The sequence below is a fragment of the Mesorhizobium australicum WSM2073 genome (assembly GCF_000230995.2).
GTDB classification, from domain to species: Bacteria; Pseudomonadota; Alphaproteobacteria; order Rhizobiales; family Rhizobiaceae; genus Mesorhizobium; species Mesorhizobium australicum.
Genome location: NC_019973.1, coordinates 3,891,200 through 3,905,303 on the forward strand (window position 1 = coordinate 3,891,200; position 14,104 = coordinate 3,905,303).

Annotated in this window: 14 protein-coding genes and 1 riboswitch; of the genes, 4 read left to right on the top strand and 10 right to left on the bottom strand. The window is 63.3% G+C overall.

Annotation, left to right across the window (positions count from 1 at the left end; genetic code table 11):
• Position 1 precedes the first annotated feature (1 nt).
• From MESAU_RS18660 to MESAU_RS18670, 3 genes are all read left to right on the top strand, one after another.
• Positions 2-964, top strand: a complete 963-nt coding sequence (locus MESAU_RS18660) for a type II secretion system F family protein (protein ID WP_015317598.1) — start codon at positions 2-4, stop codon at positions 962-964.
• A gap of 150 nt (positions 965-1,114) precedes the next feature.
• On the top strand, positions 1,115-1,588 hold the full coding sequence (locus MESAU_RS18665; protein ID WP_015317599.1) for a tetratricopeptide repeat protein: 474 nt from the start codon (positions 1,115-1,117) through the stop codon (positions 1,586-1,588).
• Positions 1,589-1,761: 173 nt separating this feature from the next.
• On the top strand, positions 1,762-2,937 hold the full coding sequence (locus MESAU_RS18670; protein WP_015317600.1) for a GGDEF domain-containing protein: 1,176 nt from the start codon (positions 1,762-1,764) through the stop codon (positions 2,935-2,937).
• On the opposite strand, the gene gcvP is transcribed toward MESAU_RS18670, so the two are convergent.
• The 3 genes from gcvP to gcvT are packed head-to-tail and all read right to left on the bottom strand — an operon-like array spanning position 2,938 to position 7,241.
• A complete protein-coding gene (gene gcvP, locus MESAU_RS18675) occupies positions 2,938-5,748 on the bottom strand; it encodes an aminomethyl-transferring glycine dehydrogenase (RefSeq protein ID WP_015317601.1) in 2,811 nt (936 codons plus the stop codon).
• Positions 5,749-5,766: 18 nt separating this feature from the next.
• Complete coding sequence (gcvH, locus tag MESAU_RS18680; RefSeq protein WP_015317602.1) at positions 5,767-6,135, bottom strand: glycine cleavage system protein GcvH; 369 nt, start codon at positions 6,133-6,135, stop codon at positions 5,767-5,769.
• A gap of 5 nt (positions 6,136-6,140) precedes the next feature.
• Entirely contained in the window at positions 6,141-7,241 is a 1,101-nt protein-coding gene (gene gcvT, locus MESAU_RS18685) for a glycine cleavage system aminomethyltransferase GcvT (RefSeq protein ID WP_015317603.1), read from the bottom strand.
• Between the two features lie 149 nt (positions 7,242-7,390).
• Positions 7,391-7,477, bottom strand: a riboswitch (glycine riboswitch).
• Positions 7,478-7,651: 174 nt separating this feature from the next.
• Here gcvT and MESAU_RS18690 point away from each other — a divergent pair.
• Positions 7,652-8,653: a hypothetical protein gene (locus MESAU_RS18690; protein WP_015317604.1), complete on the top strand. Its 1,002-nt coding sequence runs from the start codon at positions 7,652-7,654 to the stop codon at positions 8,651-8,653.
• On the opposite strand, the gene MESAU_RS18695 is transcribed toward MESAU_RS18690, so the two are convergent.
• From MESAU_RS18695 to MESAU_RS18725, 7 genes are all read right to left on the bottom strand, one after another.
• Positions 8,650-9,048 (bottom strand): GNAT family N-acetyltransferase, encoded by a 399-nt coding sequence (locus MESAU_RS18695; protein WP_015317605.1) that lies wholly within the window; start codon positions 9,046-9,048, stop codon positions 8,650-8,652. The two genes, MESAU_RS18690 and MESAU_RS18695, sit on opposite strands and share 4 nt — an antisense overlap.
• Positions 9,049-9,086: 38 nt before the next feature.
• Positions 9,087-9,878, bottom strand: a complete 792-nt coding sequence (locus MESAU_RS18700) for a molybdopterin-binding protein (RefSeq protein ID WP_015317606.1) — start codon at positions 9,876-9,878, stop codon at positions 9,087-9,089.
• A gap of 1 nt (position 9,879) precedes the next feature.
• Complete coding sequence (locus MESAU_RS18705) at positions 9,880-10,761, bottom strand: cytochrome b/b6 domain-containing protein (protein WP_015317607.1); 882 nt, start codon at positions 10,759-10,761, stop codon at positions 9,880-9,882.
• A 97-nt stretch (positions 10,762-10,858) separates the two neighbouring features.
• Positions 10,859-11,536, bottom strand: a complete 678-nt coding sequence (locus tag MESAU_RS18710; protein ID WP_015317608.1) for a DUF1345 domain-containing protein — start codon at positions 11,534-11,536, stop codon at positions 10,859-10,861.
• Between the two features lie 30 nt (positions 11,537-11,566).
• Positions 11,567-12,034 (bottom strand): YaiI/YqxD family protein, encoded by a 468-nt coding sequence (locus MESAU_RS18715; protein WP_015317609.1) that lies wholly within the window; start codon positions 12,032-12,034, stop codon positions 11,567-11,569.
• A gap of 64 nt (positions 12,035-12,098) precedes the next feature.
• A complete protein-coding gene (gfa, locus tag MESAU_RS18720; protein WP_015317610.1) occupies positions 12,099-12,668 on the bottom strand; it encodes an S-(hydroxymethyl)glutathione synthase in 570 nt (189 codons plus the stop codon).
• A gap of 68 nt (positions 12,669-12,736) precedes the next feature.
• A complete protein-coding gene (locus tag MESAU_RS18725) occupies positions 12,737-13,864 on the bottom strand; it encodes an S-(hydroxymethyl)glutathione dehydrogenase/class III alcohol dehydrogenase (protein ID WP_015317611.1) in 1,128 nt (375 codons plus the stop codon).
• Positions 13,865-14,104: the final 240 nt, after the last annotated feature.

Here is a 14,104-nt window from a genome sequence, read left to right on the forward strand (position 1 = left end):
CATGCAAAGCGTCATTGAATTCCTCGCTTCCCTCGCGCCGACCTCGCTGATGCCGGTGGCCGTCCTCCTGCTTGCCGCGGGAGCGGCCGCTGTCGCCTGGCCGATGGTGGTGGCGAAGGGCGACCGCAACGACGTCAAGCGCCGGCTCAAGGTCGACCAGGGTCCGGTGGCCGCCAGACCCGAACCTGTGCAGAAGAAGAATAGCGGCGTCGTGCGCGAGCAAGCGGTGAAGAGGGCGCAGGAATTCTATGCCAAGAGCGACCCGGAAAATGTCGCTCGCCTGCGCCTGAAGCTCATCCAGGCGGGCTACATGGAGCCGCGCGCCGTCGGCATGTTCTTCCTCATCCGGTTCACGGCAATGATCGGCACGACGTTCGCGGTCTTCGTGCTCAACCGGTGGATGGCCAGTCCCGACGCGACCATGACCAGCCGGTGGACCTTCATCATCCTGTCGGGGGCCGCCGGCTATTTTTTGCCGGGTCTCGTGCTGACCCAGAAGGTGCGCGAGAAGATGCGCGAATACCGCAACGGCTTCCCCGATTTCATGGACCTGATGATCGTCTGTTCGGACGCCGGCATGAGTATGGAAGCCGGCGTCGAGCGCGTTTCGAAAGAACTCGCCAAGAGCTATCCGTCGCTCAGCCAGAACCTGCAGCTCGTGTGCTTGGAACTTCGGGCGGGGCGCAGCCTGGACGACGCGCTGAAGGCGCTCGCCGATCGTCTCAGCCTGGACGAGGTACGCTCCTTCGCCACGCTCCTGCAGCAGTCGAAGGAACTCGGCACCAGCCTGTCGGGCGCGCTCAGGGTGTTTTCAGACGAAATGCGCCACAAGCGCATGTCGCTGGCCGAGGAGAAGGCCCATGCCTTGCCGGCCAAGATGTCCGTGCCGGTCGTGGTCTGCATCCTGCCGGTGGTGCTGATGATCGCGGTCATTCCCATCATCGTCAAAATGACGGCCCATTAGCTCTACATTGGAGTGAGATGGCGCGCCGGTGGTTAATGATCGGTATTCCGGAAACTGAAAGTTAGCTGCATTTCGGCACCGAAGCTTAATCGCTCTTCTGTAGTCTCTTTCCCGAAGAACGACCCGGCAAATCGGGCGACGGGGCAGGGCATGCGTCAGATAAAATTTGCGGCGATGGCCATGATGGCAGCCGTCCTAATGATCAGCGGGTGTACGACGAACAATAACGTCGACACGACCAAGACCACTGCGATCCAGCCTGAAGGGAAGGATGTCGCCACATCCGACCTGGCGGAAGGCAAGGCACAGTTTCGCGATGCCAATTATGGTCTTGCCGAAGCGCATTTCCGCAAGGCCGTCGAGCTGAAGGCCGACAATGCCGAGGCCTGGATGGGGCTCGCGGCTTCCTATGACGAACTTGGCCGCTTCGACTTCGCCGACCGCGCCTACGGCCAGCTCCTGAAGGTTGCCGGCCGCAAGCCGCAGATCGTCAACAATATGGGTTATTCGCAACTGTTGCGCGGCAACAAGAAGAAGGCCCGGGCGCTGCTGCTCGAGGCGAAGGCCGGCATGACCGATCCCACCGTTGTCGACGCCAACCTCGCCTTGCTGAACAAGGGCTGATGCCGGTTGATGGTCGCGCCGTCCAGGGGGGCGATTTTGGCACAGGTGGCATCGACGCTTTGTAAACCCTATTCGCAGCTTGGGCCGAGAGATCGCCCGAAAATCATATCCGAGGGCTGCCGCTGACCTAGAATGCGGCGCAACCGCCGACGCTCGAGAGGCCTCCGCCCGATATGCTGGATTTCAGTTCGCTCCTGCTCGCAGCCGCGCTGTCGGGTACCTGTCTAGCCGCTACCATGGTTGCGATCTGGCTCACGGCGCCGCGGGCGGGCTTCGTGCTGACAGTGGCGTGCGGCATTATCGTGCTCGTCGCGCATGTGATCCTGTTCTGGCGCTATACCAGGGAGCCCGATCCGCTGCTTTGCCAGATCGCGCTGGCGCTACTCAGCCTGGGTTTTCTCATCATCTGCATTTCGGCCATGCAGTATCTCGGCGTGCGCGAGCACAGGCGTGCGATCGCGCCGACATTTGCCGCCATGGCTGTCTGCGCGGCCGTGACTTTCATGGGCCTTGACGGGGTCGGCTTCGTGATCACCTACGCGACGGTTACCGCGCTGCTCTCGACGATCGGGGCCATGTTCTGGATCAATGGCAGTCACGATCGCCGTATTCTCCTGGTGGTATCGTTCCTGAGCGGCACCTGTGCGCTGTCGTTTGCCCTTTGCGGCGTGGTTCTGATGGCCAAAGGCCAGTGGACGCTCGGCGTCGCGCCCGACAATTGGGCCGAACGCCTTAACTCGGTCGTGGCGGTGGCCTGTATGACAGGCCTTGGCGCGTTGACGCTTTCGCTCCACCATCTGCAGGCGCAGATCGAGCTCAAGGCCGAGACCATGACCGACCCGTTGACCGGACTGATGAACCGTCGGGGGCTGGCGTCGCTTTATGGCGAGCGCACCTTCGGCCCGTTCATGGCGATCGTCATGTTCGATCTCGATCATTTCAAGCGGACGAACGACATCTATGGACACCCGGTCGGGGACCAGGTCCTGTGCCGCTTCGCCGCCGTCATCAGGAGATATGCCAGAACCGGGGTCGACGCCTTTCGCCTGGGCGGCGAGGAGTTCGCAATCGTCATGTCGCGCGTGACGGAAGAGCGGGCCTATGACCTCGCCAGCAAGATCGGCGTCGCTTTCGGCACGGAAGTCGTGCCCACCGCGCTCGGGCCCTTGCGCAGCACGGTCAGCGGCGGGATTGGCTTCGGCGAGGCCGACGGCAGCACCCTCGATGAGGTGCTGGCCAGGGCCGACGCCACGCTCTATGCCGCCAAGCGTGCGGGGCGAAATTGCGTCATCGGCCGCAAAAAGACGGGCAGGGCCGACGTGGTCGAGCCGGCCTTGCGTTCCGCGTAGCTATTCGGCCGCGCCGAGGTAATCCGACAGCGGCGGGCAGGAGCAGACCAGATTACGGTCGCCGGCGACATTGTCGATGCGCGACACCGGCGGCCAGTACTTCGTCGCCGTGTCGGCATCGCCGGCGGGATAGGCCGCCTCCAGACGCGAATACGGATGGGTCCATTGACCGGCCAGCGCCTCGGCCGATGTGTGCGGTGCGTTGACCAGCGGATTGTCGGCCAAGGGCCATTCGCCTTTGGCCACTTTCGCCGCTTCGCCGGCAATGGCGATCATGGCCTCGCAGAAGCGATCCAACTCGCGCTTGGGTTCGGACTCGGTCGGCTCCACCATCAGCGTGCCGGCGACCGGAAACGACATCGTCGGCGCGTGGAAACCATAATCGATCAGGCGCTTGGCGATGTCCTCGACACTGATGCCGGCGCTCTCCTTGAGCACGCGGGTGTCGAGGATGCATTCGTGGGCGACGCGATCGCTCCTGCCCTTGTAAAGCAGCGGGAAATGCGGGGCGAGCCGCGTCGCCACATAGTTGGCCGAAACGATCGCTGTCTCGGTCGCCTGCTTCAGGCCGGAAGCGCCCATCATGCGGATGTACATCCAGGTGATCGGCAGGATGGAAGCGCTGCCGAAGGGAGCGGCGGCCACGGCATGAGCCGAGCCTTCGCTGACATGGCCGGGCAGATAGGGCTTCAGATGCGCCCTGACACCGATCGGACCGACACCCGGGCCACCGCCGCCATGCGGGATGCAGAAGGTCTTGTGCAGGTTCATGTGACAGACGTCGGCGCCGATGTCGCCTGGCCGAGCAAGGCCGACCAGCGCGTTGAGGTTGGCGCCATCGAAATAGACCTGGCCGCCATGCTCATGGATGAGGGCGCAGAGGTGGCGGGCGCCTTCCTCGTAGACGCCGTGGGTAGAGGGATAGGTGAACATCAGCGCCGCGAGATTCTTGGAATGCTCGTTGGCCTTGGCGCGCATATCGTCCATGTCGATGTTGCCGTCTTCCAGGCAGCGCACGACGACGACGCTCATACCGGCCATCGCGGCACTCGCCGGATTGGTGCCATGCGCGGAAGACGGGATCAGGCAGACGGTACGATGGCCCTCGCCGCGCGAACGGTGATAGGCGCGAATGGCGAGCAGCCCGGCATATTCGCCCTGGCTGCCGGCATTGGGCTGCAAGGTCACGGCGTCGAAGCCGGTGATCTCCGACAGCCAGCCTTCCAGTTCGCCGATCATGGCGCGGTAGCCGGCCGAATGGCTTGCCGGCGCGAAGGGATGCAAATTGGCGATGCTTGGCCAACTCACCGGCATCATTTCCGCCGCGGCGTTGAGCTTCATGGTACAGGAGCCCAGCGGGATCATGGCGCGGTCGAGCGCCAGGTCCTTGTCGGCCAGCCGGCGCAGAAAGCGCATCATCTCGGTTTCCGACTTGTTCTCGTGAAAGACCGGCTGGGTCAAAAACTCCTTGCCACGCGGCTTGCCGGGCAACGTGCTGTCGGCGGAAGCGGCAGCCTTGGCATCGAACAAGGCCGCGATCGCGTCGAGATCGGTGTCGGTCGAGGTCTCGTCGAAACTGATGCCGACATGGTCGGCATCGAGCACACGCAGCAGCCGGCCGGTCTTTTCGGCGGCGACCGCGATCTGGGCGGCCTTGCCGTTGGTCTCCACCGTCACCGTGTCGAAGCGGCTGGAGCCGAGCACCGATACGCCCGCCGCCTCGAGGCCGCTTGCCAAGCGGTTGGCCAGCGCGTGTATGCGCCCGGCGATCGCCTGCAGGCCCACCGGGCCGTGCCAGATGGCGTAGGCGGTGGCCATATTGGCAAGCAGGGCCTGTGCGGTGCAGATGTTGGAAGTCGCCTTGTCGCGGCGGATATGCTGCTCGCGCGTCTGCAAGGCGAGGCGGTAGCCGGGGCGGCCCTTGCTGTCGGTCGACTGACCGACCAGGCGACCGGGCATCAGCCGCGTCAGCTTGTCGGAGACCGCGCAATAGGCCGCATGCGGGCCGCCAAAGCCCATCGGCACGCCAAAGCGCTGCATCGGGCCGACCGCGATGTCGGCGCCGAGTTTCGCCGGCGCGTCGGTCAGCGTCAGACCAAGCGGGTCGGCGATGAAGACGACAATGGCGCCAGTGGCGCGCGCTTTTTCGATCGCCGCCTTGTGGTCGCCATAGACGCCAAAGGTGTCCGGCCAGGAGACGAGCAGGGCGGCGGTGTTGTCGTCGATCGTCTCGCCGTCGATCTCGATGCCGAGCGGCTCGGCGCGGGTGCGAACGACGTCCAGCGTCTGCGGGTGCGGCGTGCCCGCAAGCGCCACCTTGGTGCGCTTGTCGCGGTGGTGGCGCAGCGCAATGCCAACCGCTTCGGCGACGGCCGTCGCTTCATCGAGCAGTGAAGCCGATGCCACCGGTAGGCCGGTCAGTTCGGTGACCAGCGTCTGGAAGTTGAACAGCATTTCGAGCCGGCCCTGGCTGATCTCGGCCTGATAGGGCGTGTAGGCGGTGTACCAGGCCGGATTCTCGAACAGATTGCGCTGGATGACCGGCGGCACGTGGACGCCGTGGTAACCGGCGCCGATAAAGCTTTTCAGCACCGTATTCCTTGCCATGGTCACCGACAATTCGGCGAGAGCTTCGGCTTCGCTGGCCGGCGCGGGGAGGTCCAGCGGCTGGTCGAGGCGGATCGATCTCGGCACGGCCTGGCTGATCAGTGTCTCGACCGAGGGAACACCGATGACGGCGAGCATGGCTCTGACGTCGGCAAGGCCGGGTCCAATGTGGCGGGCCGAGAAGGGGTAGGGAGCAGCGGTCATGTCGATAAGTTCCCGATGTCAGGCGATATGGGCTTTGTAGGCGGCCTCATCCATGAGGCTGGCGAGCTGACTTTCGTCGGCGAGCTTCATCTTCCACAGCCATCCGGCCCCGGTTGCCGCCGAGTTGACCAGCGAGGGGTCGGACGACAGCGTGCCATTGGCTTCGGTGATCTCGCCATCGACCGGCGCATAAACGTCCGAGGCTGCCTTGACGGATTCGACCACGACGGCGGTGTCGCCCTTGGCGAGCTTCTTTCCCGTTTCCGGCAGTTCCACGAAGACAAGGTCGCCGAGCTGCTCCTGCGCGTAGTCGGTGATGCCGACGGTGGCGATGCCGCCCTCAACGCTGAGCCACTCGTGATCCGATGTGAAATAGGTTGTTGCCATGGAGTTCATCCTTTGCGGTAGCGATGAGGGGTGAAGGGCAGAGAACTGACATCGACTGGGATCTTCGTGCCGCGCACGTCGGCGAAAATCCGCGTTCCGGGCTTTGCCAGCGGCGTGGAGACATAACCCATGGCGACCGGATGGCCGGCGGAAGGGCCGAAGCCGCCCGATGTGACATGGCCGGCAGGATTGCCGTCGGTTTCGAACAGCGCGGCACCGGCGCGCACCGGCTGGCGACCCTCCGGTTTCAGCCCGACGCGCTTCTGCGCCGGACCACGTTCCACGGCGGCGCGCAAGGCGTCGGCGCCAATGAAGGTGCCGGAGGCACGGATTTCTTTCGGGATCGCCCACATCAGCGCCGCCGCGGCCGGGTCGGTCTCGGGCGTGATGTCCTGGCCGTGCAGGCAGAGGCCGGCCTCCAGCCGCAGGCTGTCGCGCGCGGCAAGGCCGATCCAAAGCACGCGTTCATCCTCCAGCAGCTTGGTGACAAGGTCACGCGCATCGGCTTCCGGCAGGCCGATCTCGAAACCGTCCTCGCCGGTGTAGCCGGACCGGCTCATGAACCAGTTTTTTCGCGGCTCGACCCCATGCATGAACAGCAGCGAGCCGGTCTCGATGCCGGCGCGGGAGAGTGCAGCCCAGGCTTCGGGACCCTGGATCGCCAGGAAGACGCGGTCGAGCGGCTCGACCTTCACCTCGAAATCGGTCGCCAGGGCGCGCAAATGCTTTTCGTCGGCGACGGCATTGCCGGCATTGGCGACCACCATGAACCTGGTGTCGCCGAGCCGGGTGACGATCAGGTCGTCGAGAATGCGGCCTGCTTCGTTCAGGAAAAAGGATAGCTTTGACTGCGAGATTTCGAGCGCGCCGGCGTCCAGCGGGCAGGCGCGGTTCAACAGCGCAACCGCTTCCGGGCCACTGACCTCGAACAGTTTCATATGCGAGATGTCGAACAACCCCGCATGCTCGCGGGTGTGAAGATGCTCTTTCATGACGCCGGCCGGATAGGTCAGCGGCATCGACCAGCCGGCAAAGGCGCCGAAGCGCGCTCCGGCAGCCGCATGAATATCTTCGAGGGGAAGGTGTTTGTCGTCGTCGCCCGTCATGTCGCCTCCAGAGTCGCACGCAATCGGCCGCTGATGGCGACCAGTCCGTGCCCCTCTGTCTGAAGCCTGAGAGACTCGCGCAGCCGGAACTCTGTCAGCGGCGCTTACACCTTCGGCGCGGGGGCAAGCCCCGACTTTCCAGAGTGTCTTTCCCGTCTACGGTTCTTTTGCCTGAGAGATTTCGGGCGATTTCCCCTTCGGCGGCAGCTCTCGCTGCTCTCTCCCGCAAACAGGTAGGACTCAAAACCCTGAGCCCTCGACGCGCCATCCATAGCCCGTCGACGACACCTTGTCACCTCCCAGCGACATTGTTCTGACAAGTCTTCGCTAACCACGCCGTTTGCCGGTTTTTCAAGACACTCCTGATAAAGCTGACCGATGTGACGCGTTGGGGCGGACGGGGACGACAGATGGGCGAGTTGATCATGAGTGCTCCGGTGGCGGGGCTGACTTCGAAGAACCGCATTGCTTCAGAGGACGTCGTGATGCTGCGCCGCGACGTGTTCGCCGACGGCGTGGTGAGCCGGGGCGAAGCCGAGGCCTTGTTCGCGCTCAACCAGACGGCGCGGGACAAATGCGCGGAATGGGCGCCGTTCTTCGTCGAGGCGGTCACCGACTACATCGTTCATCAGGAAAAGCCCTTGGGCTACATTTCGGGGGAGAATGCCGACTGGCTGGTCCGCACGATTTCGCGCGACGGCATGGTCGACAGCCGGACCGAACTCGAATTGCTGGTCCATGTGCTGGAAGAGGCGAAATCCTCGCCGAGCCGGCTTTGCGTCTACGCGCTGGAGCAGGTCGCCCACGCCGTCGTCGACGGTAAGGGACCGCTGATGCTCGGCGGCGCGCTGGTGCCCGGACTGGTCGCCGGGGCCGAAGTCGAGCTTTTGCGCCGCATCCTCCATGCCCATGGTGGCGACGGCAACATCGCCATCACCCAGGCCGAGGCCGAGGTGCTGTTCAGGATCAACGAGCGGACCGCCCAGGCCAATAACGATCCGTCGTGGAACGACCTGTTCGTCAAGGCGATCGCCAATTTCGTCATGTGCTCGGCCGGTTATGAGGCGCCCACCCGCGAGGTGGCGCTGCGCCAGGAAACTTTCCTCGATCATACCGATCCGGAAATCGGCGGCTTCTTCAGCCGCATGGTCTCCGGCGGTCTTGCCGGTGTCATCGAGGCCTACCGCTCTCCTGACGACATAGAGACCGAATGGGAGGCCAAGAACAGGGCCGCCGAGGCGCTGGCCCGCCGTGCCGAGACGATCGATGCCTGTGAGGCAAAGTGGCTGGTCGGACATATCGGGGTGAACCGGCCTCTTTACGAGAATGAGCGTGCGCTGCTGACCCTGATCAAGCATGCCTCGCCGGAAATTCATCCGGCGCTGAAGCCGTTGCTCGACAAGGTTGCCTAAGCCCCGCCGTCCGCTGCTATCGTTTTGCAAAGAATGATATTGGAATGGCCTTCGGGCCATCCCGAGAATTCGGCCATACGCTCGAAGCCAGCCTTTTCATAGAGATCTGGTGCCTGGAAGTCGTGGCTGGAGACCCAGATTTTCCTGACACCGCGATCGGCGGCCTCCGCGACAAAGGCGTCTAGCAACTGCCTTGCGTAGCCGCGACCTCGGTGAGCCTCGTCTATCCACATCAAGGTCAGTTCGGACGTGCCCGCCCAGGAATAGCCGGCGGCTACTCCGACCGCGTGTCCCGCACCATCGCGGATGACAAAGGTCAGCCCTCGGTCATCGTCGCGGTCGATCATACGTCGGTTATCGCGGTTGAGACGATCCTCGAGCGAACTCAATTCCATGGGGGACAAGTCGTGCTCGGCCCGTATGCGAGGGACCGTCAAATCCCGCCATACCAGTCATAGCCGTTGTCTTCCCAATAGCCGCCCCGGCCGCCGCCGATAGTGGCGAAGCCATCGACCAGTTCGATCTTGTAGAGATATTTCGGCATTTTGTAGCCGAGCTGGCGCTCGACGCGGACACGCAGCGGCGCGCCGTTTTCGACCGGCAGCGGCTTGCCGTTCAGGCCGTAGGCAAGGATCGTTTGCGGATGGCGGGCATCGATGAGGTCGATCGTGCCGTAATATTTGATGTCGCCTGACAGGCTGCGGTCGATCGTGTCGAGGCAATGGAACATGACATAGCGGGCCTGTGGCTTGACCACCGCCTGGTCGAGCAGCAGCGCCAGTGGCGTGCCGGTCCATTTGGCGATGCAACTCCAGCCTTCGACGCAATCGTGTCGGGTGATCTGGGTGCGGCTCGGCATGTTCATGAGCTGCTCGCGGGTGAGTGACAGCGGCTTTTCCACGAGGCCTGACACCTCCAGTCGCCAATCGGCGAAGTTGTTGGCGAGCAGGGCCTTGTAAGCGTCGTCGTCCGGCGCGGTCACGCCGTTCGGCCGCATTGGCTGACGGATATCAGCCTCGGTGAATTCGGGCGCCAGCGAATTGCCGCCGCCGAGCAACCGTTGTGCCTTGTGGGTCAGGCCATTGGCGTTTTCGAGGAAGCTGCGCAGGCCGCTGCCGATGCTGAGCTGGCTGTCGAAGGCGTCGCAGCCCGACAGCATGATGCCGGACGCGCCGAGGCCGGTGGCGGTGAGGAACTTTCGGCGGCTTATCTCAAATTTCGCCATCTCAGGCACTCCTCTCGGACGTTTTGTCGTCATGCACGGGAGGATCAGTGCGGTACCAGCCGGTAATGATCGAGCGCAGTTCGTTGATCGGGCCGGCGGCGAGGATCATCAGGATGTGAATGACGAAGAAGGCGACCAGCAGCACCATGACGGTGAAATGGATGGTGCGTGCCGTCTGCCGGCCACCGGTCAATTCATTGAGGAAGGGCAGCACCGAATTCATGCTCGGCGACATTGCAAGGCCGGTGATGATCATCAGTGGCAAGAGCACGAACAGCACGCCGCCATAGGCCATCTTCTGCAGCGTGTTGTATTCGCGCGTGTGGTGGAATTTCAGCCTGGCGTGGTTGGCGATGTCCCGGGGCAAGCGTTTGAGGTCATCCAGGCGAGGCGCCAGATCGCGGCGGATGTGGCCGTTGATCAGGCTGGCGACGAGCCAGACGATCAAGGTCGTCGTCAATATCCAGGCGAAGAAGAAATGGATCACGCGGGCGGTGCCGAGGTCATAGTAGGACGGGATCGTCGCCCAGGACGGGAAACCGCGCGCCGTCTCGTTACCGGTCGGGCCCGACCAGCCAAGGACGCCTGTCGTGTCGAAGCGGTGGCCGAAGATTTCGGTGTAGCCGCGCGGCCCGGCATTGGTGTTTTCGGCGCCTATGGCGAAAATGGTGTTGTTGTAGTCGAAGCCGGATTGCTTGCCGATGTAGAGCTGCGGCCGGGCATTGAAGATCTGCAGGCCGGACAGCAGCATGAAAAACAACGAGATGGCCCAGAGCCAGTGTGTCAGCCGCGTCCAGCGCGACTGCCGGTAGATCAATGTTTTCTCTTTTGACGCGGGGGCGCCCGGTCCAATTTCGGATTGGCTTCTGGCAACCGATTCCATCTTGTCTGGTCTCCCGGCCTTGCGGCTTGTCCTAAGCGTTCATTGTCCTCTTGATACGTCGCGATCCAAACCGATGTTTCATGCGATCACGGATTTATTACGGACCGCCCAGGCTGACGGCGAGATTGACGGCGGCGGCGACGATGACCGTGTTGAAGAAGAACGACAGGACCGAGTGGACAAGCACGACGCAGCGCATGTGCGTCGTCGAGATGTTTGTGTCGGCGGTCTGCGCCGTCATGCCGATGACGGTAGAGAAATAGAGGAAATCCCAGCCTTCGGGGCGTTTGTCGCCCGGGAACAGCAGGCCGCCGACCGGAATCTTCTTATTGGTGCCGGCGTCGACCGCGTCGCCGTCCATCCAGTAGACATGGGCATAGTGGAGCGCTGCCATGGCATGGATGGTGAACCAGCCGAGCGGGATCGACAGCAGTGCGAAGCCGAGTTCGATCGGGTGATCCCCATCCTTGCGATTGATCAGCAGGAACAGGGAGACAAGGGCAACGCCGACGACAACGAGCGTGACCGCGAAGATCACCAGCACCGGCTGATCGGTGGCGCGTGCATTCTTGCTCAGGTACTTGCCGGTGAATTTGGGCATCTGGCTGACGACAAGAAGGACGTAAGCGGCAAAAAATATGTTGGCGCCGATTGAATAGGCGAGTGGGGCGTGCAGCAGCAGCGCCACAAGCAGCGCAAACGCACCGATACAGGCCGACACCGCGAACAGCATGTGGCGCTGCATCGGTTTCTTGATCGGGGTTTCGGCGGCCATGGCGGTCTCCACCTGGATGGCGCTTTGTTGCTAGCCCGGTGTGGCGGATTTCAGCGCGCGCCGCAAGATGCGGTCAAGTTCACCCAGGAACCGGGAACGATCCTGCGGCGCGAAGCTGGCATTGTAGCCCTTGCTCTCGCCGGTTTCGCGCAAATGCTGTTTGAGGTCCCGCATCGCCACCGCCATGCCGATCGTCTCGGGCGTGAACGGCCGCCCGGTCGGTCCAAGCACATGCGCGCCGAGCGCCACCGTGCGGGCGGCGAGCGGAATGTCCGCCGTCACCACGATGTCGTTGGGCTTGGTGTTCTCGACGATCCAGTCGTCGGCGGCATCGGCACTCTTGGAGACCACGACATTGCGGATCATCGGGTCGCGGGAGGGGCGCAGACCGCCATTGGAAACATAGGTGACGACGACGCCATGGCGCTCGGCGACCTTTTCTACCTCCGCCTTGACCGGGCAGGCGTCGGCGTCGACGTAGATGGCGGGTGCGGGCATTGTCTCTCCGGAAACGAGCAAGGGCCGGAAACATATCCGGCCCTTGCCTGAAATCTCTCGGTGGTCAGGCCGGCAGGGCGCCGGACTTCTTGGCCGTCCAGGTGGCGATATAGTCCATCAGGCCCGGATTGAGGCAGTCATAGGGTTCCAGCCCGATCGTCCTCAGCCTGCCGCGAATGCCGTCCATGCGGCTTGGGTCGACACCCGATTCAATGATCGAGGAGACGAAGGCGGTGAAGCCCGGAGGCGACCAGCCGTCTTCCTCGAAGCGCTCGGGATGGATGAAGGACAGGCCCTTGAACGGATGGTCGCGCTCGACCGGCCCGTGCATGTGGACGCCGCATTGGGTGCAGGCATGACGCTGGATCAGCGCCGAGGGGTCGACCACCTTGAGCTTGTCGCCATTCTCGGTGACGGTGACATCGCCGGTGCCGGCAACGGCCACCACCGAGAACACAGCACCGTCCGGCTTCCAGCATTTGGTGCAGCCGCAGGCGTGGTTGTGGGCGATCTGGCCCTTGACCTTCACCTTGACCGGCTTGCTGGTGCAGGCGCAGACCAGCGTGCCGCCGGCAAAGCTGGCGCTCTCCTTGGGCAGCCCATTGTCGATCTTTGGATGCAGTTTCTCCGCCATTGTTTCTCTCCTCCCATGTTTCACCACAGGGGTCGCTGGCCGGATGGCCGGCGGCGTGTGGCTGTCTTTTAGTAAACCACGACACTCCGGATCGATTTGCCCTCATGCATGAGGTCGAATCCCCTGTTGATGTCCTCGAGCTTCAGCGTGTGGGTGATCATCGGGTCAATCAGGATCTTGCCGTCCATGTACCAGTCGACGATCTTCGGCACGTCGGTGCGGCCGCGCGCGCCGCCGAAGGCGGTGCCCATCCAGCTGCGGCCGGTGACCAGCTGGAACGGCCGGGTCGAAATCTCCTGGCCAGCACCGGCGACGCCGATGACGACCGACTTGCCCCAGCCGCGATGCGAGGCCTCCAGCGCCTGGCGCATGACCTTGGTGTTGCCGGTGCAGTCGAATGTGTAGTCGGCGCCGCCGATCTGGTCGGCACCGCGCTTGGTCATGTTGACGAGATAAGGCACGATGTCGCCGTCGATCTCCTTCGGATTGACGAAATGCGTCATGCCGAAGCGCTCGCCCCATTCCTTCTTGTCGTTGTTCAGGTCGACACCGATGATCATGTCGGCGCCGGCAAGCTTCAGGCCCTGGATGACGTTGAGGCCGATGCCGCCGAGGCCGAAGACGACGGCGGTGGCGCCTTGCTCGACCTTGGCGGTGTTGATGACCGCACCAATGCCGGTGGTGACGCCGCAGCCGATGTAGCAGATCTTGTCGAAGGGGGCGTCGGGGTTGACCTTGGCCACCGCGATCTCCGGCAGCACGGTGAAGTTGGAGAAGGTCGAGCAGCCCATGTAGTGGAAGATCTTGTCCTTGCCGATCGAGAAGCGCGACGAGCCGTCCGGCATCAACCCTTGCCCCTGGGTGGCACGGATGGCGGTGCACAGATTGGTCTTCCTCGACAAACACGACGGGCACTGACGGCATTCGGGCGTATAGAGCGGGATGACATGGTCGCCCTTCCTGACCGAGGTGACGCCCTTGCCGACATCGACAACCACGCCGGCGCCTTCATGGCCGAGGATGGCCGGAAACAGCCCTTCCGGGTCGGCGCCCGACAATGTGAATTCGTCGGTGTGGCAGATGCCGGTCGCCTTGATCTCGACCAGCACCTCGCCATCGCGCGGTCCATCGAGGTCGACCTCCATGATCTCCAGCGGTTTTCCGGCGGCGACAGCGACAGCGGCGCGGGTTTTCATCGGGCAATTCCTCCAAAGGCGATTTTGAGCCAAGGTTTCAGGTTTTGAGCTGCTCATCAACTCTCAGATGAGACGAAATCTTGGCTTTCTTGACGCAGCTAGCACACCGTCGACAACCAGCCCGGCTCGGCAGGGGAGTGCGACGGAGCATCGGGAGGGACGCCCGCCATGTCGTCCACTGCGGCACTTGAGACCTGGCGACATAGTCCATAGAACTGAACCATCCGCCGGAGGGGAATT